20 protein-coding genes are annotated in these 19,298 nt (G+C 71.4%); 3 read left to right on the top strand and 17 right to left on the bottom strand.

The annotated features are described in order from the left end of the window. Positions 1 to 107: 107 nt before the first annotated feature. Positions 108 to 362, top strand: coding sequence for a hypothetical protein (locus tag B1729_RS08290; protein ID WP_163631947.1), 255 nt, complete (start codon positions 108 to 110; stop codon positions 360 to 362). A 71-nt stretch (positions 363 to 433) separates the two neighbouring features. Here the strand turns inward: B1729_RS08290 and uvrB are convergent, their stop codons facing one another. The 3 genes from uvrB to coaE form a co-directional block, all read right to left on the bottom strand. Next, the gene (gene uvrB / locus B1729_RS08285) at positions 434 to 2,515 is read right to left on the bottom strand and encodes an excinuclease ABC subunit UvrB (RefSeq protein ID WP_163619424.1); all 2,082 of its coding nucleotides are present in this window, start codon (positions 2,513 to 2,515) and stop codon (positions 434 to 436) included. Between the two features lie 81 nt (positions 2,516 to 2,596). Further along, positions 2,597 to 3,268, bottom strand: coding sequence for a hypothetical protein (locus B1729_RS08280; RefSeq protein WP_163619422.1), 672 nt, complete (start codon positions 3,266 to 3,268; stop codon positions 2,597 to 2,599). Positions 3,269 to 3,339: 71 nt separating this feature from the next. Beyond that, complete coding sequence (gene coaE, locus B1729_RS08275; protein ID WP_163619421.1) at positions 3,340 to 3,963, bottom strand: dephospho-CoA kinase; 624 nt, start codon at positions 3,961 to 3,963, stop codon at positions 3,340 to 3,342. A gap of 472 nt (positions 3,964 to 4,435) precedes the next feature. On the opposite strand from coaE, the gene B1729_RS08270 reads away from it, so the two are divergent. Further along, positions 4,436 to 5,230, top strand: coding sequence for a response regulator transcription factor (locus tag B1729_RS08270; protein WP_163631944.1), 795 nt, complete (start codon positions 4,436 to 4,438; stop codon positions 5,228 to 5,230). A 105-nt stretch (positions 5,231 to 5,335) separates the two neighbouring features. Here the strand turns inward: B1729_RS08270 and B1729_RS08265 are convergent, their stop codons facing one another. From B1729_RS08265 to B1729_RS08235, 8 genes are all read right to left on the bottom strand, one after another. Continuing rightward, the gene (locus B1729_RS08265) at positions 5,336 to 6,502 is read right to left on the bottom strand and encodes a hypothetical protein (RefSeq protein WP_163631941.1); all 1,167 of its coding nucleotides are present in this window, start codon (positions 6,500 to 6,502) and stop codon (positions 5,336 to 5,338) included. Then, positions 6,499 to 8,172, bottom strand: a complete 1,674-nt coding sequence (locus B1729_RS08260; protein ID WP_163631938.1) for a PAS domain-containing sensor histidine kinase — start codon at positions 8,170 to 8,172, stop codon at positions 6,499 to 6,501. The genes B1729_RS08265 and B1729_RS08260 overlap by 4 nt, the downstream gene beginning before the upstream one ends. A gap of 96 nt (positions 8,173 to 8,268) precedes the next feature. Continuing rightward, complete coding sequence (locus B1729_RS08255) at positions 8,269 to 8,946, bottom strand: hypothetical protein (RefSeq protein ID WP_163631935.1); 678 nt, start codon at positions 8,944 to 8,946, stop codon at positions 8,269 to 8,271. 102 nt (positions 8,947 to 9,048) lie between these two features. Then, positions 9,049 to 9,618, bottom strand: a complete 570-nt coding sequence (locus tag B1729_RS08250; RefSeq protein ID WP_163631932.1) for a GIY-YIG nuclease family protein — start codon at positions 9,616 to 9,618, stop codon at positions 9,049 to 9,051. A gap of 131 nt (positions 9,619 to 9,749) precedes the next feature. Then, positions 9,750 to 11,198 carry a 30S ribosomal protein S1 gene (rpsA, locus tag B1729_RS08245; protein WP_163619409.1) on the bottom strand — a complete coding sequence of 483 codons (1,449 nt, stop codon included), beginning with the start codon at positions 11,196 to 11,198 and terminating at the stop codon, positions 9,750 to 9,752. Between the two features lie 347 nt (positions 11,199 to 11,545). Further along, positions 11,546 to 12,319 (bottom strand): PH domain-containing protein, encoded by a 774-nt coding sequence (locus B1729_RS08240; RefSeq protein WP_204318886.1) that lies wholly within the window; start codon positions 12,317 to 12,319, stop codon positions 11,546 to 11,548. Between the two features lie 2 nt (positions 12,320 to 12,321). Beyond that, entirely contained in the window at positions 12,322 to 12,489 is a 168-nt protein-coding gene (locus B1729_RS20590) for a hypothetical protein (RefSeq protein ID WP_204260153.1), read from the bottom strand. Positions 12,490 to 12,603: 114 nt separating this feature from the next. Continuing rightward, on the bottom strand, positions 12,604 to 13,653 hold the full coding sequence (locus B1729_RS08235) for a zinc-dependent alcohol dehydrogenase family protein (protein WP_163631929.1): 1,050 nt from the start codon (positions 13,651 to 13,653) through the stop codon (positions 12,604 to 12,606). Between the two features lie 51 nt (positions 13,654 to 13,704). Here B1729_RS08235 and B1729_RS08230 point away from each other — a divergent pair, with 51 nt between their 5' ends. Continuing rightward, a complete protein-coding gene (locus B1729_RS08230) occupies positions 13,705 to 13,998 on the top strand; it encodes a DUF503 domain-containing protein (protein ID WP_163619405.1) in 294 nt (97 codons plus the stop codon). Between the two features lie 2 nt (positions 13,999 to 14,000). On the opposite strand, the gene B1729_RS08225 is transcribed toward B1729_RS08230, so the two are convergent. The 6 genes from B1729_RS08225 to B1729_RS08200 form a co-directional block, all read right to left on the bottom strand. Continuing rightward, positions 14,001 to 14,645 carry an SDR family oxidoreductase gene (locus B1729_RS08225; protein WP_163619403.1) on the bottom strand — a complete coding sequence of 215 codons (645 nt, stop codon included), beginning with the start codon at positions 14,643 to 14,645 and terminating at the stop codon, positions 14,001 to 14,003. A gap of 48 nt (positions 14,646 to 14,693) precedes the next feature. Continuing rightward, the gene (locus B1729_RS08220; RefSeq protein ID WP_345770805.1) at positions 14,694 to 16,133 is read right to left on the bottom strand and encodes an amino acid permease; all 1,440 of its coding nucleotides are present in this window, start codon (positions 16,131 to 16,133) and stop codon (positions 14,694 to 14,696) included. Positions 16,134 to 16,310: 177 nt separating this feature from the next. Further along, positions 16,311 to 17,405: an NAD(P)-binding domain-containing protein gene (locus B1729_RS08215; protein ID WP_163631924.1), complete on the bottom strand. Its 1,095-nt coding sequence runs from the start codon at positions 17,403 to 17,405 to the stop codon at positions 16,311 to 16,313. Positions 17,406 to 17,474: 69 nt separating this feature from the next. After that, on the bottom strand, positions 17,475 to 18,251 hold the full coding sequence (locus B1729_RS08210) for an isocitrate lyase/phosphoenolpyruvate mutase family protein (protein ID WP_163631921.1): 777 nt from the start codon (positions 18,249 to 18,251) through the stop codon (positions 17,475 to 17,477). Positions 18,252 to 18,290: 39 nt separating this feature from the next. Then, complete coding sequence (locus B1729_RS08205) at positions 18,291 to 18,680, bottom strand: YchJ family metal-binding protein (RefSeq protein ID WP_345770806.1); 390 nt, start codon at positions 18,678 to 18,680, stop codon at positions 18,291 to 18,293. A 52-nt stretch (positions 18,681 to 18,732) separates the two neighbouring features. Further along, complete coding sequence (locus B1729_RS08200; RefSeq protein ID WP_163631914.1) at positions 18,733 to 19,098, bottom strand: TraR/DksA family transcriptional regulator; 366 nt, start codon at positions 19,096 to 19,098, stop codon at positions 18,733 to 18,735. Positions 19,099 to 19,298: the final 200 nt, after the last annotated feature.

Raw genomic sequence — 19,298 nt, 5'->3', positions numbered from 1 at the left:
CCCCGTCCTCGGAGACTGCGCTCGACGCCTCGGCGGGCGACGGAGAGGAGGTGGGCAATGTCACGGAATCATCCTATATCGCACTAATCGTTAGTACACTAAGTAACATGCCCGATCAGGATGCCTCCCCCGACGCCCGCCGCCCACTCCGCGAACGGGTGCGCGAGGCCGGCGGCTGGTATGCCTTCCTCAACGCGAACCTGATCCGCGTGGCGGGCCCGGCCGCGGTCGGACCGTACGAGACGGCTCCTCCACCCAGCGCCGCCGAACGCGCCGAGCGCGCCTGCCCGCTGTGCGGCGCACCGATCACCCGACACACCTTCGACCGCTCGGGACCGAAGCCCCTCATGCACTGCCCCTGACCCGCGGGCGCCGGTGCTGCGGCGCGCGTGTTGCGGCGCCTCGTGTTGCGGCGCAGGCGCCGTCGGACGCCTTACGCGTGTCCCGCGCGCTCCATGGCGCGCAGCTCTTTCTTGAGGTCCTGCACCTCGTCCCGCAGGCGCGCGGCGAGCTCGAACTTCAGCTCGCCGGCCGCCGCGAGCATCTGCTGGCTGAGGTCGGCGATCGTGGCCTCCAGCTGCTCGGCGCCCTCGGCCGCGATGCCCTCTCGTCGCAGCTGCGGCGTCGGGCTCTTGCCCATGCCGGACTTGGTCTTCGCCGCCGCCTTGCCCCGCAGCATCCGATCGGTGTCTGAAGCCTCGCGCGCGAGCACCTCGGTGATGTCGGCGATGCGCTTGCGCAGCGGCTGCGGATCGATGCCGTTCGCCTTGTTGTAGGCGATCTGCTTCTCGCGACGACGGTCGGTCTCGTCGATCGCCTTCGCCATCGAGTCCGTCATCGTGTCGGCGTACATGTGCACCTGGCCCGAGACGTTGCGCGCCGCGCGACCGATCGTCTGGATCAGCGAGGTGCCACTGCGGAGGAACCCCTCCTTGTCGGCGTCGAGGATCGACACCAGCGACACCTCGGGCAGGTCGAGGCCCTCGCGGAGGAGGTTGATGCCGACGAGCACGTCGTAGACGCCGGCTCGCAGCTCGCTGAGCAGCTCGACACGGCGCAGCGTGTCGACGTCGGAGTGGAGGTAGCGCACCCGCACACCGTGCTCGCCCAGGAAGTCGGTCAGCTCTTCGGCCATCTTCTTCGTGAGCGTCGTGACGAGCACGCGCTCGTCGCGGGACGCGCGCAGCCGGATCTCTTCGAGAAGGTCGTCGATCTGCCCCTTCGAGGGCTTCACGACGATCTCGGGGTCGATGAGGCCGGTCGGACGGATGATCTGCTCGACGACGCCGTCCGCGATCCCCATCTCGTAGCGGCCCGGCGTCGCGGACAGGTACACGGTCTGGCCGACCCGGTTCTTGAACTCGTCCCACCGCAGCGGCCGGTTGTCGAGCGCGCTCGGCAGCCGGAACCCGTGCTCGACCAGCGTGCGCTTGCGCGAGGCATCGCCCTCGTACATCGCCCCGATCTGCGGCACGGTGACGTGCGACTCGTCGATGACCATGAGGAAGTCGTCGGGGAAGAAGTCCAGCAGCGTGTGCGGGGGCTCGCCGGGGGCTCGGCCGTCCATGTGACGCGAGTAGTTCTCGATGCCCGAGCAGAATCCCAGCTGCTGCAGCATCTCGAGGTCGAACGTGGTGCGCATGCGCAGACGCTGCGCCTCGAGAAGCTTGTTCTGCGACTCGAGCTCTTTCAGCCGCTCGGCGAGCTCGTCCTCGATGGTGCCGATGGCGCGCTGCACCGTCTCGGTGCCGGCGACGTAGTGCGACGCCGGGAAGATGGGCACGCTGTCGAGCCGCTGCACCACATCGCCCGTGAGCGGGTGCAGCATGAAGAGCGCCTCGATCTCATCGCCGAACATCTCGATGCGGATGGCGTACTCCTCGTACACCGGGATGATCTCGATCGTGTCGCCGCGCACACGGAAGTTGCCCCGTGAGAAATCGACGTCGTTGCGGTTGTACTGCATCGCGATGAACTTGCGGATCAGCGCGTCGCGGTCGTACACCTCGCCCACCTGCAGCGCGACCATCGCCCGCAGGTACTCGTCGGGCGCACCGAGACCGTAGATGCACGACACCGTGCTGACCACGATCACGTCGCGCCGGCTGAGCAGCGAGTTGGTGGTCGAGTGGCGCAGCCGCTCGACCTCGGCGTTCACCGACGAGTCCTTCTCGATGAAGGTGTCGGTCTGCGGGACGTACGCCTCGGGTTGGTAGTAGTCGTAGTAGCTGACGAAGTACTCCACCGCGTTGTGCGGCATGAGCTCGCGGAACTCGTTCGCCAGTTGCGCGGCCAGCGTCTTGTTGTGCGCGAGCACCAGGGTCGGCCGCTGCACGGCCTCGACGAGCCAGGCCGTCGTCGCGGATTTGCCGGTGCCCGTCGCACCGAGCAGCACGACGTCGGTCTCGCCGGCGTTGATGCGCGCCGCCAGCTGGGCGATCGCCTGCGGCTGGTCGCCCGACGGGGCGAATTCGCTCACGACCTCGAACGGCCGCACGGATCGAGTGGTCTGCACCGTTCCAGCGTAGGCGGCGCCCCCGACATCGGGGCGGCGTTCGCGACGAGCGGATGCCGCCACCCGGCCGACGCGTGGGGTTCAGCCTCCGAAGCCGCCGCCGCCGTCGAACCCGCCGCCGAAGCCGCCCGCGTCGAATCCGCCGAAGGCACCGCCGTCGTATCCGCCGCCACCGGCGTCGTAACCGCCCGCACCACCGCCGCCGTCGAAGCCGGCGGCGCCCGGGTCATAGGTCTCGCCGACCCACGCCGGCTCGGAGCCGATGCCGATCGAACCGGCGCCGACCGTGTAGTACGCCGCGACCGAGCTCGACAGCAGGAACTGCTGCGCCACGATCGTCATGACGCCGACGTTCAGGAGCATCCGCTGCACGTCCACGCCGTCGCGGGGATCGCCGTCGTCGACCGCGACCGCCGTGCGCGCGGGATCCGCGGCGGCTCGGGCCGCGGCATCCGTCCCGGCGTCGGCCGCGCGCGCCGCACGGTGCTCTTCGGCACGACGGACGAGTTTCGCGATCACGGACGGGTCTTCGGCGGCGACATCGCGCTCAGACTCCGCGAGGAACGGCCGGAGCTGCTCGAACAGCTCGCGGCGGCGCTCCGGCGGCAGGTCCTTGAACGCCGAGGCGTGAGCGCTCTCGATCACCGATGCCGGAAGCGTGCCGAGCAGGTAGACGTAGCGCGAGATGCGCTCTTCCTCCGTGGCCGCACGGTAGGGGCCGCGACGCCGCCGGAACCTCGAGAGCACACCCATGCGACACCTCCTTCGGTCTCACTCCAGGGTAGCCCGCGCCACCCGACGGCGGAATGGTGCGGAACCGCTCTCTACGAGCGATCCCCGCGTCGCGCCACGTGGTCGTCGAGGCTCTCCCACAGCGCGTCCACCTGGCGGATCGTGTCGTCGAGGGTGCCCGCCGTGTCGATCACCACGTCGGCGATCCGCAGTCGCGCCTCGTCCGGCACCTGCGACGCGATGCGTGCTGCCGCATCGGCCGGGCTCAGCCCGCGCAGTCCGATCAGCCGCTCGATGCGCACCTCGGCCGGAGCGTGCGCCACGACGACGAGCTGCCACGGGTCGTCCACGCGCGCCTCGACGAGCAGCGGCACGTCGTAGACGACGACGGCATCGGGGTCGTCCGCGAACGCCGCCGCGAAACGGCGCGCGGATTCGGCGCGCACAGCCGGATGCACGATCGCGTTGAGCTGGGCGATCGCCGCCGCGTCTCCGAACACGCGGGTGCCGAGCGCCGCGCGATCCAGCGAGCCGTCGGGCCGCAGCATCCGCTCGCCGAAGGTCTCTGCGATCGCCGCCAGGACCGGAGAGCCCGGCGCCTGGACTTCGCGCACCAGCTGATCCGCGTCCACGACCACGGCGCCGCGCTCCGCCAGGCGACCGGCGATGGTGGACTTTCCCGAGGCGATGCCTCCGGTGAGGGCGACGAGGGGCATGCATCGAGCATGCCACGCCGGACTCCTTGACCGGTTCTTGAGGCGGGGCTGAGCGTGCGCTGAGGAGGTGGCGATAGCCTCGGGACACCCGAGAGACAGTCCACACGTGCAGCTGGGGAAGGGCGCAAGTGAACGTCGGACGCGACGCTGTGCAAGACGACGGTGTGGCGTACGACAGCTCCGCGTCCTGCTGCGCGCACCGCACCTGCCGTCTTCGCGACGACGGGGGCGAGTGGATCGTCTTGAGGTGCGGACCGGTCGCCCGCGTGGGGACGATGGCGACCGAGGTCCGTGCACCGAGGACGCGCGCAGGGCGGGATGTGGGGAGATCTCCCGCCCTCCGCGCGGCCCGTGCTGCCACGGGAGCGTCGCGCAGGCGAGCGCACGGCGGGCACCGCGAGCCGCATCCGTCCGGACACGCTGCGTGACCGTGGCCCCGTCCCACCCGTTCCGCCGCGCGTTCTGGGATATCATGACCGACGTCCAGGATCCGTCGGCACACCCGGATCCGGAGGGTGGAGCGGTGGAAGAAGCGCGCGTCGCCGTCGTGATCGAAGACGAAGCGGACATCCGTTCGCTCCTGTCGACGGTCCTCGCCCAGGCCGGGTTCGAGGTGCACGGCGCCGCCAACGGCACAGACGGCGTCGAGTTGGTCCGCGCGCACCGGCCGCTCGTCACGACGCTCGACGTCAACATGCCCGGCATCGACGGCTTCGAGACCGCCAAGCGCATCCGCGCCATCAGCTCGACCTACATCGTGATGCTGAGCGCCCGCAGCGAGGAGATCGACGCACTGCAGGGACTCGAAGCAGGCGCCGACGACTACGTCGCGAAGCCGTTCCGCCCTCGCGAGCTGCGGGCGCGCATCGACGCCATGCTGCGGCGCCCACGGCACGTCGCGCCGCCGGACGGCGAGACCGCAGCGGCGCCGGGAGCATCCGAGGACTTCTGGCTCGAGCACCACGGACTGCGTCTGAACGCCGCTATCCACGTGGTCAAGGTCGACGACCACGACGTCGAGCTGACGCGCAGCGAGTTCGACATCCTCGCCGACCTGCTGGTGGCGGGCCGGCGCGTGCGCGCGAAGTCGGACCTCGCCCTCATGCTGCGCGGCGACCAGTACGCGGTCAGCGACTTCGTGTCCGACAGCGATGCGCGCGCCATCGAGGTCCACATGGCGAATCTGCGCCGGAAGCTCGGCGAGTCGCCGGCGCAGCCGCGCTGGATCGAGACGGTCCGCGGCGTCGGCTACCGACTGACGGCGTGAACGAAGGCGGCGGATCGTCGCCGCAGCCTGCGCCACGCGCGGGCGAGTCGTCGGCCCGCAGCCACCGCCGCCCACACACCCGGTCCGAAGGCGCGCGCGGAGCCGCTACTCCCCGTCGTCGATCAGCACGGACGTCTCGATTTCCACGGCCGCGCGGCTGGCGGCCTCTCGCGCCGCACGGATGAGCTCGACCGCGTCATACCCGGCCGTCTCGCTCAGAGCGACGCCGACGCCGACGACGGGGATCACTCCCCCGCCGACCTTGCCGAGGTCGTCGAACAGGCCGCGGTAGATGATGCCGGCCTGACGTCGCGCCTCCTGCGCGGACGCGACGGCGAGCCCGACGACGAGCCCGGTCGGGCCGTCCTGTCCGACGACGGCGTTGGTCGGCGCGTGGCGCCGCACCCCGGCACGCCAGGTGGCCGCGACCGATCCTGCCACGTCGCTGCCGAAAGCAGTCGAGATGGGATCCAGGTCATCGAGGCGGACGGCGGTCACCGCGACCGGTTCATGTCGCCGTGCTGCGCGCCGGCAGATGCCTTCGAGGAGAACGGCGAAGGACTCGTCGCTCATGATCCCCTGCTCCTGGTCGACCGCCCGCGCGTCGCGCAGGTAGCCGCGCATCGGCGCGCGGCTCGCCCGCAGCACGGAGGTCACGACGACGGCCACAATGGTGAGCGTCACCGTGAGGAAGCTCGTGCTCACGGTGCCGAACGCCGCCTGGAACAGGGCGCTGTCGGGGCCTGACGTCACGAAGGCTGTCGTGCGCGACACGTAGTACAGCGACTGGAACCCCAGCACCGCGCCGAGCACCCAGGCCGTCCGGGATTCCCGCATCTCGCCCCGGAGGCACTCGACCGCTCCGGCGCCGGCGAATCCGAGCAGCGGCACGAACATCCAGAGCGCGCCCGCCCAGTCGCCGCCGTCCGGACCCTCGAACGCCACGCCGAGCGCGGCCGCGACCACGGCGACCGCCACGAGGATCGACGACCATCGCATGCGGCGCCCGTTGAAGCGGCGGCATCCCAGCCACATGCATCCGGTGCCGGCCACGAAAGCGGCGTTGCCGACGGCGATGGCCCACCCGGCGTCGTCGGACTGCACCCACACGGTGTACGCGAGTGTCGTGAGCATGGCCGAGAGGAACCCGATCGACCAGATGCGCCCCGCTCCCTCGTCACGGCGCAGCAGCGTCTCCATGATGAACAGCACGCCGCTGACGTTGACGACCAGCGCGGTCATGATGTGCACGCTCGCCAGATCCAGAGTCATGGTGCGTCTCCTTCCGGGGCGATCGCGGGCAGCTTCACGATGAAGGTGGACCCCACTCCCGGCGCGCTGTGCAGGGCCAGTTCTCCCCCGTGCGCGCGCACGATGTCGCGGGTGATGGCGAGGCCGAGACCGGTGCCGGCCCGCCGATCGGTGCCCGCCTTGTAGTAGCGCTGGAAGAGCCTGGAGCGGTCGGCGTCGGAGATGCCGACGCCGGTGTCGCGCACCAGGATCCAGCTCGAGGCGCCGTCGGTCGTCGTGCCGACGAAGACGGTGCCGCCGTCCTTGTTGTAGGCGATGGCGTTGGAGACCAGGTTGTCGACGACCTGGCGCAGCCGGAGGGGATCGGCCCAGGCCGTGGCTGGTTCCAGCCCGCTGACGTCGATCGTGATCGCGCGCCCTGCCGCGCGCGGCAGGGCATCGGTGGTGGCGGCTGCCACGAGTTCGCGCGCGTCGACGGGCTGCGGGGCGAGGGATGCCTCGACCGAGGACGGCGACGAGCTCGACGCGGCGAGGATGTCGGCGACGATGCGCAGCAGCCGCTCGGCGTTGCGCTCGGCGACGTCGAGGCTGGCGCGCACGGCATCGGGCGTGTCGGGGTCTTCCATCGCGAGGTCGAGGTAGCCGAGGATCGAGGTGAGCGGGGTGCGCAGCTCGTGCGACACGGACGCGACCAGGTCGTCGCGTGCGCGCAGCGCGGTGAGCTCGGCCGTCACATCCCGCGAGACGACCACGGCGCCGGCGTCCGCGCCGTCGGGATCGGTGAGCCGGCGCGCGGTGATCGTGAGCGCGCGGCGCGGACCCGGCTCGACGCCGAACCACACCACCTGATCGTCGAACGCCTCGCCGCGGCGCGCGCGCTCGAGCGGAAGCTCGTCCGCGGGCAGCGGTGAGGTGCCATCGTCGCGGAACGCCGGAATTTCGGCGCGGTCGTCGTCCGCCTCGAAGCCCTGCTGAAGTCGCCCGTGCGCCTCGTTGGTGACGGCGACGCGTCCGGCGGGGCTGATGCGGACGACACCGAAATCGACAGCGTCGAGCACCTCGGTCACGACCTGCTCCTGGCGTCGGGTACGCGCCAGGATGCTCTGCAGGAGCTGCGACTGCTTGGCCAGCAGCATGCGCTGGGCATCGGAGCGGCGGGAATTGAGGTGACTGGTTGCGGCCACGGCGAACAGCACCAGCGGCAGCAGCAGCGTGCGGTAGGTGACCTCGGTGGCGCTGAGGGCGGTCAGCACGCTCACGATTCCCGCGATCGCCACGATCACGCCGAAGAGCCCCAGCAGTCCGAACCCGCCGGCGAGCCACGTCGTCGGGAAGATCCACAACAGGCCGAGGACGGTGTCCGGCGCCGCGATCTGCATGAGCGTGATGGCCAGGATGTCGACCGCCGGCACGACCGCGACCCATCCGTACGGCAGACGACTCCAGGGCACCACCAGCGTCGCCGCCGTGACGACGACCACCACGACGACGCCGCTGAAGAAGAGCACCGGCTCCCCGCCGAACGGTCCGACGGCCACCAGGACGCCCAGCACGAACACCACGGCCGCGAGGAGCAGCTGGTTGAGCATCGCGTGGCGGCCCCGGGTGCGATCGGCGGCCTCAGGTGCGGTCACACCGGGGCGGGAGCGCACCGCGGGCGCGCCCGGGTCGCCCGGCATCGCGGCGGTCATACCGCGACGGTAACGGATGCCGCGCCCCGCCGCTGGGAGGGGCGCGCTCAGCTTCCCGTTCCGGGCGCCGGATCGCCGGCCTCCGCGACCGGGGTGTCAGAACCCGAAGTCGCCGAAGTCGCCGAAACCACCGGCGTCGGAGCCGGCCGCGTCGCCGCCCCAGCCGGACCCGCTGTCGCCCCAGCCGGCGTCGGCCGCCCCGGTGTCACCGCCGGTCTCGCCACCGGCATCCGCGCCCTCCCCGGACGACCCGTCCTGGTTGCCCGGGTCGTCGGCGAAGGTCGGAGCAAGGAACGAGCTCACCAGCGCCGAGCCGATGACGTAGCCGACCACGGTGCCGAGGATCGACGAACCCAGCATCGAGCCGAACGACGGCCCCTGGCGCTGCGGCCCGAGCGTGCGCTCCATGAAACCGGGGTTGAGGTACTCGGCGCGCGTCGCGGCACGGGCCATCGTCTGCGGGTCGCTCGAGCGGGGCTGCTCGGCGGAAGGAAGCCCTGCGGAAAGCTCCGCGAGCACCTGCTGACGCTGCGGCTCGGTGAGCCTGCCGAACGCCTCGGCGTGCACCTGCTCGATCGTCTCGGGCGGCGCGGTCCGAAGCAGGTACCGGTAGCGCTCGATGGCGATCTCGTCCTCGCTGCGCGGCGGCTGCATCCCCGGCGGCTGCATCCCCGGCGCCTGTGGTCCCGGCCGTGCGCCGTAGGTGTTCTGCGGCACAGGCGGCGTCTGGCGCCTGTCGTCCGAGCCTCCGAAGAGTCGATCGAAGATTCCCATGGTCTGCTCCATCGTGGGTGGGTGCCGGTGGACTCCGAGGCTAGGGACCGATCCTCCGAGCCTCCTGGAGGATCGCAGGCGTTCTCCGAGAGCGTATGGCCGTCATCCTCGGGCTGCCAGCGCCTCGCTGAGCCACCTGGTGTGGAGAGCCCACGGATCTTCGATCCCCGCGGCCAGCACGCCGATGTGCGCCATGAGGGCCTCGGAGCGGCGGAACCACTCGGTACGCGGGTAGCGGTCGTCGGCGAACTGCATATGCCGCCGCTGCTCGAGGGCACGACCGCCGCGCTCGAACGCCAGCAGTTCATCGTGCCAGAGGGCGGCGAGGCGCTGCCGCGGGTTCGAGCTCGTGCCGATCTTCACGCGGTCGGCGTAACCCAGGTAGTACACGACGTCGACGCGCGGCGGCGCGAACTCGGCGTCGGGGATCTCGCCGTGGCGCCATTCGCACACCGCGCACAGCCACGCCGACGGATAGCGCACGCCGAGCCGCGAGCCGCAGACGCCGCACGGCGACGGCAGTGCGTCCGTGACGCCGTACTGGGAGTCGCCCCACTCGGTCGCCGCGGCGAGGTGTCGCTCGCAGAGGGCGACGGGGCTGTCCACGGGAACCGGGCCGCGGCATCCGTCATCGTCCACCAGGCAGCGCGCGGACGGGAGCTTCGAGGACACACGGCGACAGTACCCGCGACCACCGACGCCGTGGTCGGGGGACGCGAAAGGGCCGCCACCCCCGACCTCGCGGTCGTTGGTGACGGCCCTTCTGCAGCCGGGTTCAGTGAACCAGGCGGGTCAACTCAGGATCAGCGACCCGAGAGCTTCTCGCGCAGAGCGGCGAGGGCCTCGTCGTCCGCGAGCGTCCCACCGGAGCCGGTGTCGGACGAGTACGAGGACGAGCCGGTCTCGACCGGGGCGGCAGCCTCGGCCTCGAGAGCCTTCGTGACGGCGGCCTTGTGGGCCTCCCAGCGAGCGTGGGCAGCGGCGTACTCCTGCTCCCACTTCTCGCGCTGCTCGTCGAAGCCTTCGAGCCACGCGTTGGTCTCGGGGTCGAAGCCCTCGGGGTACTTGTACTCCCCGTTCTCGTCGTACTCCGTGACCATGCCGTAGAGGGCCGGGTCGAACTCGGTGCCGTTGGGGTCGACCGACTCGTTCGCCTGCTTCAGCGAGAGCGAGATGCGGCGACGCTCGAGGTCGATGTCGATGATCTTGACGAAGACCTCTTCGCCGACCGACACGACCTGCTCGGCGAGCTCGACGTGCTTGCCCGACAGCTCCGAGATGTGCACGAGGCCCTCGATGCCGTCCGCGACGCGCACGAAAGCACCGAACGGAACGAGCTTGGTGACCTTGCCCGGCGCGACCTGGCCGATCGCGTGCGTGCGGGCGAAGACCTGCCACGGGTCCTCCTGCGTCGCCTTGAGCGAGAGCGACACGCGCTCGCGGTCCAGGTCGACCTCGAGGATCTCGACGGTGACCTCCTGGCCCACCTCGACGACCTCGGACGCGTGCTCGATGTGCTTCCACGACAGCTCGGAGACGTGCACGAGGCCGTCCACGCCGCCCAGGTCGACGAACGCACCGAAGTTGACGATCGACGAGACCGTGCCCTTGCGGACCTGGCCCTTGTGCAGGTTGTTGAGGAACGTGGTGCGCGACTCGGACTGCGTCTGCTCGAGCAGGGCGCGGCGCGAGAGCACGACGTTGTTGCGGTTCTTGTCGAGCTCGAGGATCTTCGCCTCGATCTCCTGGCCGAGGTACGGCGTGAGGTCGCGGACGCGGCGGAGCTCGATCAGCGAAGCGGGCAGGAAGCCGCGCAGGCCGATGTCGACGATCAGACCACCCTTGACGACCTCGATCACGGAGCCGGTGACCACACCGTCGTTCTCCTTGATCTTCTCGACGTCGCCCCAGGCACGCTCGTACTGCGCGCGCTTCTTGGACAGGATGAGGCGGCCTTCCTTGTCCTCCTTCTGGAGAACGAGGGCTTCGACCTCGTCGCCGACCTTGACGACCTCGTTGGGGTCGACGTCGTGCTTGATGGAGAGTTCGCGCGAGGGGATGACGCCCTCGGTCTTGTAACCGACGTCGAGGAGCACCTCGTCGCGGTCGATCTTCACGACGGTGCCCTCGATGAGGTCGCCGTCGTTGAAGAACTTCAGGGTCTTCTCGACCGCGGCCAGGAAGTCCTCGGCAGATCCGATGTCGTTGATCGCGACCTGCTTGGTGGCCGGGGCGGTCGTTGCGGTAGTCATGTAGTGGGTTGTCCTTGTTGGGTTTGGTGTCGGGCTCCGGCTTTCAGTGACATCGTCGCGCAAGGGCGAACGGATGCCTCGAGCCGAGGCGAAGCGGATTTTCCAGCGATGTCACCCGGACCCTTGCGGGATGCGGAAAGCCGGTGCAAACCGGTTACCCGAGCGTGGCGAAACAGCCACACGAGTGACACTCCAGGGTAACAGAACGGCCGGGTCGACCGCGATGTTCCCTTGCGGGCCGAAATCGGGTCCGCCGCGGGCCGCGGGAAGGCCGTGGCCCGGAGGCTCCGCGCGAGCCGCCGACGGAGCGGCGAGGGGGCGCGGGGACCGTCTTCTGCGGCGCCCGATCAGCGCGGGAGCTGGATCGGGGCGGTGTTGGTGCGGTCGGGATCGAACGGGGTCGGCGCCGACGAGGGATCCCCTCGCAGCTGCGCGAGCCGCTCATCCTCGCGCCGCTGCGCGTCGGCGAGCCAGTCCCATCCCGACGGGTTCGCGGCGGGACGCACCTCGGGCACCGGGGCGGTGGGGTTGTCGTCGCGGCGCGCCTCGGTCGTCGTGACGGATGCCGCGGGCTCGACCGGCATCGGCGGCGCGATGTGCGCGCCGCCGAACTGATCACCGCGTCCGGCGGCACCGCGAAGGCCCGCCTGCTGGATGACCCGCTGGATCGTCAGGCCGCGTTCGTCGGGGTCGCCGACGAAGCGGATCTCGCGGAGTCCCTGCTCCTGCGCCGCCGACTCGAAGACGAAGTGTCCGTAGCCGAAGACTCTTCCGACGACCGGCTTGTAGACCGAGATGTCGAGGATGCGCGCGAGCGGCATCGTGGCGATCCGCCGCGACAGGATGCCGTGCACGCGGAACACGCGCATGTTGGTGATGACGAAGCGGTCGGTGTGCTGCTCGAAGTACCGCCAGACCGCGTGACCGGTCACCGCGGCGCCCAGGAGCGCGGGCACCCACCAGGCCTGAGCCGGCACGAAGAACGTGAGGAGGAGCACGACGATCCCGCCGAACAGCTCGAGGACAGCCGAGACGGTGGCCGCCCAGTGCTTGCGGACCTCGTCGACGATGCGTTCGCCCTGATCTGTGATCAGGTGCTTCTCGATCCGCGGATCGAACACGGTCAGCCCGCAGCGAGAGCCATGAAGAAGTCGACCACGGCGGCACCGGCGCCCCAGACGGCGCCGATCGCGCCCTGCACCGCGTTCGCCGCATCCTGCGGGCGGGTGATGAGGTAGAACGCCGCGAACGCGATGACGAGCACCACGACGATGCGCTTGACGAGCTTCACGGTCCGGGGTTCCCTTCGACTTCTGCTGTTCTACCGTACGGCAGGCGTTGCGTGCGCAGGCGCGCGGGCGCGTCGCGGATCGCGCGGGGATGGATTTGCCCGCGCGCCCGGGCGTCAGGGCCGCAGCAGCACCTTCGTGGCGCGGCGCTCGTCCATCGCGGCGTAGGCCTCGGCGGCCTCCGCGAGCGGCAGCTCGAGGTCGAACACCAGCCCGGGCCGGATCGCGCCGGAGCGGACGTCGGGCAGCAGCTCCTCGATGTAGCCCCGGACGGGCGCGACGCCGCCGTTGACACCGACGTTGCGGTTGAACATCTGCCGCACCGGCAGCTCGGGGCCGCCGTTGGGCACGCCGACGTAGCCGACCATGCCGCCGGGGCGCGTGGACCGCAGGGCCTGGTCCATGGACTCCTTCGTGCCGACGCACTCGAGCACCCGGTCTGCGCCGATGCCGCCGGTGAGTGCGCGCACCGCCTCGATGCCGGCATCCCCTCGCTCCTCGACGATGTGGGTGGCGCCGAACTCGCGGGCGAGCGCCTGGCGCTGCGGATGCCGCGACATCGCGATGATCGTCGTTGCGCCGAGCCGTTTGGCGGCGATGACGGCGCACAGACCCACCGCGCCGTCGCCCACGACGGCCACAGCATCACCGGGGCCGACACCCGCCGATACCGCGGCGTGGTGGCCGGTGCCCATGACGTCGCTGAGCGTCAGCAGGCCGGGGACCTCGTCGCCGCCCACCGGTCCCGGCACGACGGCGAGAGTGCCGTCGGCGAGCGGGACGCGCACCCGCTCCCCCTGGCCACCGTCGGCGAATCCGCCGAAACGGTCGTCGCTCCCCCACCAGCCGCCGTGCAGGCACGATGTGCTGACCCCGTTCCGGCAGTTCGCGCACGTGCCGTCGCAGACGTAGAACGGGGCGATCACGAAGTCGCCGGGCCGGACGACACGGACGTCCGCGCCGACCTCCTCGACGATGCCGACGAACTCGTGCCCGATGCGGTGCGGTTCGTTCGTGGGTGTCACGCCGCGGTACGGCCAGAGGTCGGAGCCGCACACGCAGGCCGCGACGACGCGGACGATCGCGTCGGCGCCGGTGGACAGCACGGGGTCGGGCACGTTCTCGACGCGGATGTCGCGGGCGGCGTGGATGACGGTGGCGAGCATGGATCGAGCCTACGGCCGCGCCCCGCGCGCGGCTGCTGGCACCATGGACGCATGTGGATCGGCTGGATCGAGTTCGACCTGCTCCTCGGCGACATCCGCTCGCTGAAGGAGAAGCGCAGCGTGCTGCGGCCGCTCATCGCGGAGCTCAGCCGCCGCACCGAGGCAGCGGCCGCCGAGGTCGGCGAGCACGACCTCCACCGGCGGGCCGGCATCGGCGTGTCGGTCGTCGCGGCGGACTCGTCGCACGTGCGGGACGTGCTCGACCGCGCCGAACGGCTGGTCGCCGACCGCCCCGAGCTCACCCTGCTGTCGGTGCGGCGCGGGCTGCACTCGAGCGAGGACTGAGGTCAGCCGGCGATCGCGTGCCCGATGGGCTCGCCGCCGCCGCCGAACCGGATGGTGCGTCCGATGGTGCGGTCGTCTGCGATCGTCGCGGCGATCGCCGCGGCGACGTCCGCCCGCGGCACCGCACCTGCGCCCTCCGGGTCGAGGGCGATGCGCCCGGTGGGCGGATCGAGCGTGAGCGTACCCGGCGCCAGGATCGTCCAGTCCAGCGCGCTCTGCGCGAGGTGGGCGTCCGCGGCCCACTTGGCGTCGGCGTAGGCGAAGAACGAAGATTCCCGGGCGACTCCGTGGTCGGCGCGAGACCCGATCCACGACACCATGACGTAGCGGAGCACACCGGCCGCCGCCGCGGCGTCCATCGAGCGCACCGCCGCGTCGCGGTCCACCGCGTACGTGCGCGTCGGGCTGCCGCCGCCCGCACCCGCCGACCACACGACGACGTCGTTGCCGGCGACGAGGTTCGTCAGCTGATCGAGATCGAGGATCTCGACATCGGCGACGACCGGCTGCGCGCCGGTCGCGGCCACCTCCGCCTCCTGGGCGGAGTCACGGATGACGGCGGTCACGGTGTGCCCCTGCGCCACGAGCATCGGCTCGAGCAGCAGGGCGACCTTGCCGTGTCCGCCGAAGATCAGGACGCGTGCCATGGGGTCTCCCTCTGTCGTCTGCCACGATACGCCCGCGCCGCTTCGGGGCTAGGTGGCGGAGCCGCCTGTGCCCGGGTCGACGCCGGCGGGTGGCGGTCCACCGGCGGCGGCATCCGTCTCGTGCTCCGCCCGCGCGAGCAGACTGTGCCGGCGGCCCCACAGCAGGTAGAAGGCGAGCACGACCGCGACCCACACCGCGAACCACGCGTAGGTCGACCAGCCGAGGCCGGTGATGAGGTACAGGCAGGCGAGGATCGACAGCACCGGGGTCACCGGATAGCCCGGCACGCGGAACGCGCGGGGCAGGTCGGGGCGCGTGCGTCGCAGCACCATGACGCCGATGGAGACCACGATGAAGGCGACGAGCGTTCCCATCGACACGAGGTCCCAGAGGCTCGACAGCGGGATGAAGCCCGCCAGGAGCGCGACGGCGACCGCGACGACGACCGTCGAGAACACCGGCGTATGGGTGCGCGGGTCGACGCGGGCGAACGCCTGCGGGATGAGCCCGTCCCGGCCGATCGAGTACAGGATGCGGGTCTGGCCGAAGAGCGTCACGAGCGTGACCGAGAAGATCGAGATCACCGCGCCCGCCGCGAGCACGGTGGCGGGCCATCCGGCGCCGAGCACGTCGCCGAGGATGACGGCGAGACCGGCGCTCTGCTGGCCGGGGTCCTCGAAGTCGGTCCATGGCTGCGCGCCGACGGCCGCGATCGCGACGAAGAGGTAGACGGCGACGACCGTCGCGAGCGCGATGAGGATCGCCCGGGGCAGCGAGCGCTGCGGGTCACGCACCTCGTCGCCCGCGGTCGAGACGGCGTCGAGGCCGATGAACGTGAAGAAGATCGTGCCTGCGGCCGCCGTGACCCCCGCCGCGCCGTGGGGAGCGAAGTCGGCGAAGTTGTCTGTCTGGAACGCGGTGACGGCGATCGCGGCGAACATGAGGAGTACGCCGAGCTTGATGATCACCATGACGGTGTTCACCGCCGCCGACTCACGTGTCCCGCGGATGAGGAGGAGCGCGCACAGGCCGACGAGGATCACGGCCGGCAGGTTCACGACGCCACCCTCGAGCGGGCCGGCCGACAGCGCGGCGGGGATGTCCCAGCCGAACAGGTCGCCGAGGAGGCGGTCGAGGTAGCCGCTCCACCCGGATGCGACCGCGGCGGTCGAGACGCCGTACTCGAGCATGAGGCACGCGGCGACGCCCATGGCGACGATCTCGCCGAGCGTCACGTAGGCGTACGAGTAGGTCGAGCCCGACACCGGCACCGCGGAGGCCATCTCGGCGTAGCAGACGGCCGACAGCCCGGCGGCGATCGCCGCGACGAGGAACGCCAGGATCACTGCGGGTCCGGCGAGCGGCACGGCCTCGTGCATCACGAAGAAGACGCCGGTGCCGACCGTGGCTCCGACGCCGAGCATCGCGAGCTGGAAGGTGCCGATGCCGCGGGTCAGCCCGCCGGGCGACGGCGCGGGCGGCGCCACGGGTTTCCGCCGGAACAGTTCTCGGGCCAGGCTCATTTCGTCCGCTCTCGTCGGCGACCGGGATTGCACGCGAGTCTAGAACCGGAGGGGGCGAGCGTGCTCCCTTGCGCCGCGGCGGTTCCAGGGCGATCCCGCGGGGGCCTGTGAGTCGGTGAGTCTGGCGACCGGCTGGCGGTCTCAGGCCGCGAGGGCGACGCGGTCGGCCATGATCGCGCGGACGGCGTCGCGGCCGGCGCGGTTGGCTCCGACGGTCGACTGCGACGGCCCGTACCCGATGAGGAAGAGCCGCGGCTCGTCGATCGAGCGCCCGTTCTCGACGCGGAAGCCGCCCTCCGGGGTGCGCAGGCGCAGCGGAGACAGGTGGTCGAGCGCGGGGCGGAAACCCGTGGCCCAGAGGATCACGTCGGCCGGCTCGAACGAGCCGTCCGGCATCCGCACGCCGTCCTCCTCGATCGAGGCGAACATCGGATGCCGCACCAGCACGCCGCGTGCCTCGGCCGCCCGCGCCCACGGGGTCCAGTGCATGCCGGTGACCGAGATCACGCTCCCGGGCGGGAGGCCCCGGCGCACGCGGTCCTCGACGCCCGCGATCGCGGCGACACGCGCCGGGATGTCGAAGTCGGCCTCGACCCAGTCGGGCTCGCGGCGCGTCACCCAGAACGTGTCGGCCACGTGCGAGATCTCGTCCAGCAGCTGCACCGCCGAGACGCCGGCGCCGACGACGACGACGCGCTGTGCGCGGAACTCCTCCGCCGAGACGTAGTCCGCGACGTGCAGCTGGCGGCCGCGGAAGCGCTCCTGCCCGGGGTAGTGCGGCCGGAACGGTCGGGTCCACGTGCCGGTCGCGTTGATGACGTACTGTGCCGTCCAGGCTCCGCCGTCGGTCTCGACCAGGAGTCGCCCGCGCGGGTCGTCGTCGACGCGGCGCACTCCCTTCACGTTCACGGGCCGCAGGACTTCGAGGGCGAACCGCTCCTCGTAGTCGGCGAAGTACGCCGGAAGGATGTCGCGGCTCGCGGCGACGGGGTCGGCCGGCGGGACCGCGAACCCCGGCAGCTCGTGGATGCCGTTGACCGTCGCCATCCGCAGCGACGGCCAGCGGTGCTGCCACGCGCCTCCGGGGCCGGGGTTGGCGTCGAGCACGAGGAACGTCGGCGCTGCCCCGGTCGAGCGCTGCGCCGGTGCGAAGCCGCGGCGCTGCAGATGATAGGCCGCGGAGAGCCCGGCCTGTCCCGCGCCGATCACGACGACGTCGACGGCTGCGGGCTCCATGCCGGGCTCAACAGCATCCGGCCCGCGGGGATTCCCGCGGGCCGGACGGATCGATGGGGCGGAGCGACCTCAGTTGAGGGCGCGCGTGGAGGCGGGGATCACGCCGTCGCGGTAGAGGTCGGTGGCGACATCCTGCAGCGCGGTCAGCGCGACCCGCTGCGGCATCGGTCCATACGAGATGCGGGCGACGCCCAGCGCCTCGTACTCCCCCGCCGTCAGCGTGCCCGGCAGGCCGATGACGCTGACCTTGCGCTCGCCGATGCCCTCCACCAGGCGCCGCGTGATGTCGGCGTTCAGGATGCCCGGCACGAACACGAGGTCGGCTCCTGCCGCGAGGTACGCGCGGCCACGCTCGATCGCGTCCGCGATCGACTCCTCGAGCGGGCGCTTGCCCGCCCGCACGAACGCGTCGGTGCGCGCGTTGAGCACGAACGGCACGCCCTCGGCGGCGCCGGCCGCGACGATCGCCTCGACGTTCGCGACGGACTCCTCGAGCGGGCGCAGGCGGTCTTCGACGTTGGCGCCCACGACGCCCGTGCCGATCACACGGCGCGTGGTCTCGCCCGCATCGCCGTAGCCGTCGTCGAGGTCGGTCGTGACCGGCAGGTCGCCCACGGCCTCGACGATGCGGCCGACCATGTCGAGGGTGATGTCGAGCGGGATCTCGCCGTCGGGGTAGCCGAACGTCGCGGCGATCGCGTGGCCGGCGGTCGCGACGGCGCGCGTCTCGGGAAGGGCGGCGACGGTGCGGGCGGACACGGCGTCCCACACGTTCACGACGCGCAGGATCTCGGGCGCGGCGTGCAGCCGCGCGAGGGTCTGTGCTTTCTCAGCCTGAGTGGTCATGCCTGTCACGCTATCGGCGCCAGGACCCTTCGGGGCCGGTCAAGACGGCCGGATCTCGCCATCCACGTACCACCAGCGCCCGCTGCGGCGGAGGAACCGGCTTCGCTCGTGCAGCACGCCTTGGTCGCGTCCGTGGCGCCAGGCCGCGTGGAACTCCACGACCCCGCGCGCGTCGTCCTCTCCCCCGCCCTCGACAGCGACGACGTCGAGGCCCGTCCACCGCTGGGCGGGATCGAGAGACAGGTCCTCGGGCCGCGTTCCCGGATGCCACGTCGCGGCGAGATGGCGCTCGTCGCCCACGACGAACGCCGTGTAGCGCGAGCGCATCAGCGCCTCGGCCGTCGGCGGAGGGGTTCCCTGCAGCGCAGGGGCGCAGCATCCGTCGAAGCGATCGCCGCTGCCGCAGGGGCACGGATCTCCCCCCGCCACGCGCGGAAAGCCCCCGGCGGCGGCTCGGGATGCCGCGGCGCCGAACGACACGTCAGGCGCCGGCCTTCTCTGCGCACGAGACGCAGCGGGTCGCGAACGGACGAGCCCGCAGACGCGCGATCGGGATGCCGCGACCGCAGTCCACGCAGACACCGTAGGTGCCGCCCTCCCAGCGCCGCACGGCTTCGTCGATCTCGGCGATCTCGCGTCGTGCAGCCTCTTCGAGCGCGACGGCGCGGGCCCACTCCCCCGACAGGGTCACGCCCTCGGGGTCGTGCTCGTCGTCGGCGACGTCGCCGCGACGGTCGGCACGCAGCTCGGTCAGATTCTCGTCCATCGCCGCGACGCGCGCCGTCGCCGCGTCATGCAGCTCGTCCAGGAGCGCTCGCAGCTCGGTCCGGCTCGCGGCGGTGGTCATCGCACGAGGATACGCCCGGTTGTCAATGCCAGGCCGCAGCCGTGCCGCATCGCCGCCACCGGACGCACCAGCAGCCACGGTCTTGCGATGCCCGGGGCCCGATGGCCGATGCCGTCATGACGACAGCACAGCGCCTGCACGGCCGGCGTGCGGCGTTCATGCGGGCGGGCGATAAGGAACTCCCAGGTGGGAGACGGAAG

It is taken from the genome of Microbacterium sp. B35-04, from assembly GCF_010634885.1.
GTDB lineage: Bacteria > Actinomycetota > Actinomycetes > Actinomycetales > Microbacteriaceae > Microbacterium.
This window is presented reverse-complemented; position numbering and strand designations above follow the sequence as displayed.

Excerpts from the sequence above, each read along its gene's own strand:
- B1729_RS08230 (WP_163619405.1), top strand. The coding sequence starts at position 13,705 with ATGTGGATCGGCTGGATCGAGTTCGACCTGCTCCTCGGCGACATCCGC.
- B1729_RS08200 (WP_163631914.1), bottom strand. The coding sequence starts at position 19,098 with ATGACCACCGCCGCGAGCCGGACCGAGCTGCGAGCGCTCCTGGACGAG.
- coaE (WP_163619421.1), bottom strand. The coding sequence starts at position 3,963 with ATGCCCCTCGTCGCCCTCACCGGAGGCATCGCCTCGGGAAAGTCCACC.
- B1729_RS08225 (WP_163619403.1), bottom strand. The coding sequence starts at position 14,645 with ATGGCACGCGTCCTGATCTTCGGCGGACACGGCAAGGTCGCCCTGCTG.
- B1729_RS08215 (WP_163631924.1), bottom strand. The coding sequence starts at position 17,405 with ATGGAGCCCGCAGCCGTCGACGTCGTCGTGATCGGCGCGGGACAGGCC.
- B1729_RS08260 (WP_163631938.1), bottom strand. The coding sequence starts at position 8,172 with ATGACCGCCGCGATGCCGGGCGACCCGGGCGCGCCCGCGGTGCGCTCC.
- B1729_RS08280 (WP_163619422.1), bottom strand. The coding sequence starts at position 3,268 with ATGGGTGTGCTCTCGAGGTTCCGGCGGCGTCGCGGCCCCTACCGTGCG.
- B1729_RS08265 (WP_163631941.1), bottom strand. The coding sequence starts at position 6,502 with ATGACTCTGGATCTGGCGAGCGTGCACATCATGACCGCGCTGGTCGTC.
- B1729_RS08290 (WP_163631947.1), top strand. The coding sequence starts at position 108 with ATGCCCGATCAGGATGCCTCCCCCGACGCCCGCCGCCCACTCCGCGAA.
- B1729_RS08270 (WP_163631944.1), top strand. The coding sequence starts at position 4,436 with ATGACCGACGTCCAGGATCCGTCGGCACACCCGGATCCGGAGGGTGGA.
- B1729_RS08235 (WP_163631929.1), bottom strand. The coding sequence starts at position 13,653 with ATGCTCGCCACCGTCATCCACGCCGCCCGCGACATCCGCGTCGAGAAC.
- rpsA (WP_163619409.1), bottom strand. The coding sequence starts at position 11,198 with ATGACTACCGCAACGACCGCCCCGGCCACCAAGCAGGTCGCGATCAAC.
- B1729_RS08255 (WP_163631935.1), bottom strand. The coding sequence starts at position 8,946 with ATGGGAATCTTCGATCGACTCTTCGGAGGCTCGGACGACAGGCGCCAG.
- B1729_RS08210 (WP_163631921.1), bottom strand. The coding sequence starts at position 18,251 with ATGACCACTCAGGCTGAGAAAGCACAGACCCTCGCGCGGCTGCACGCC.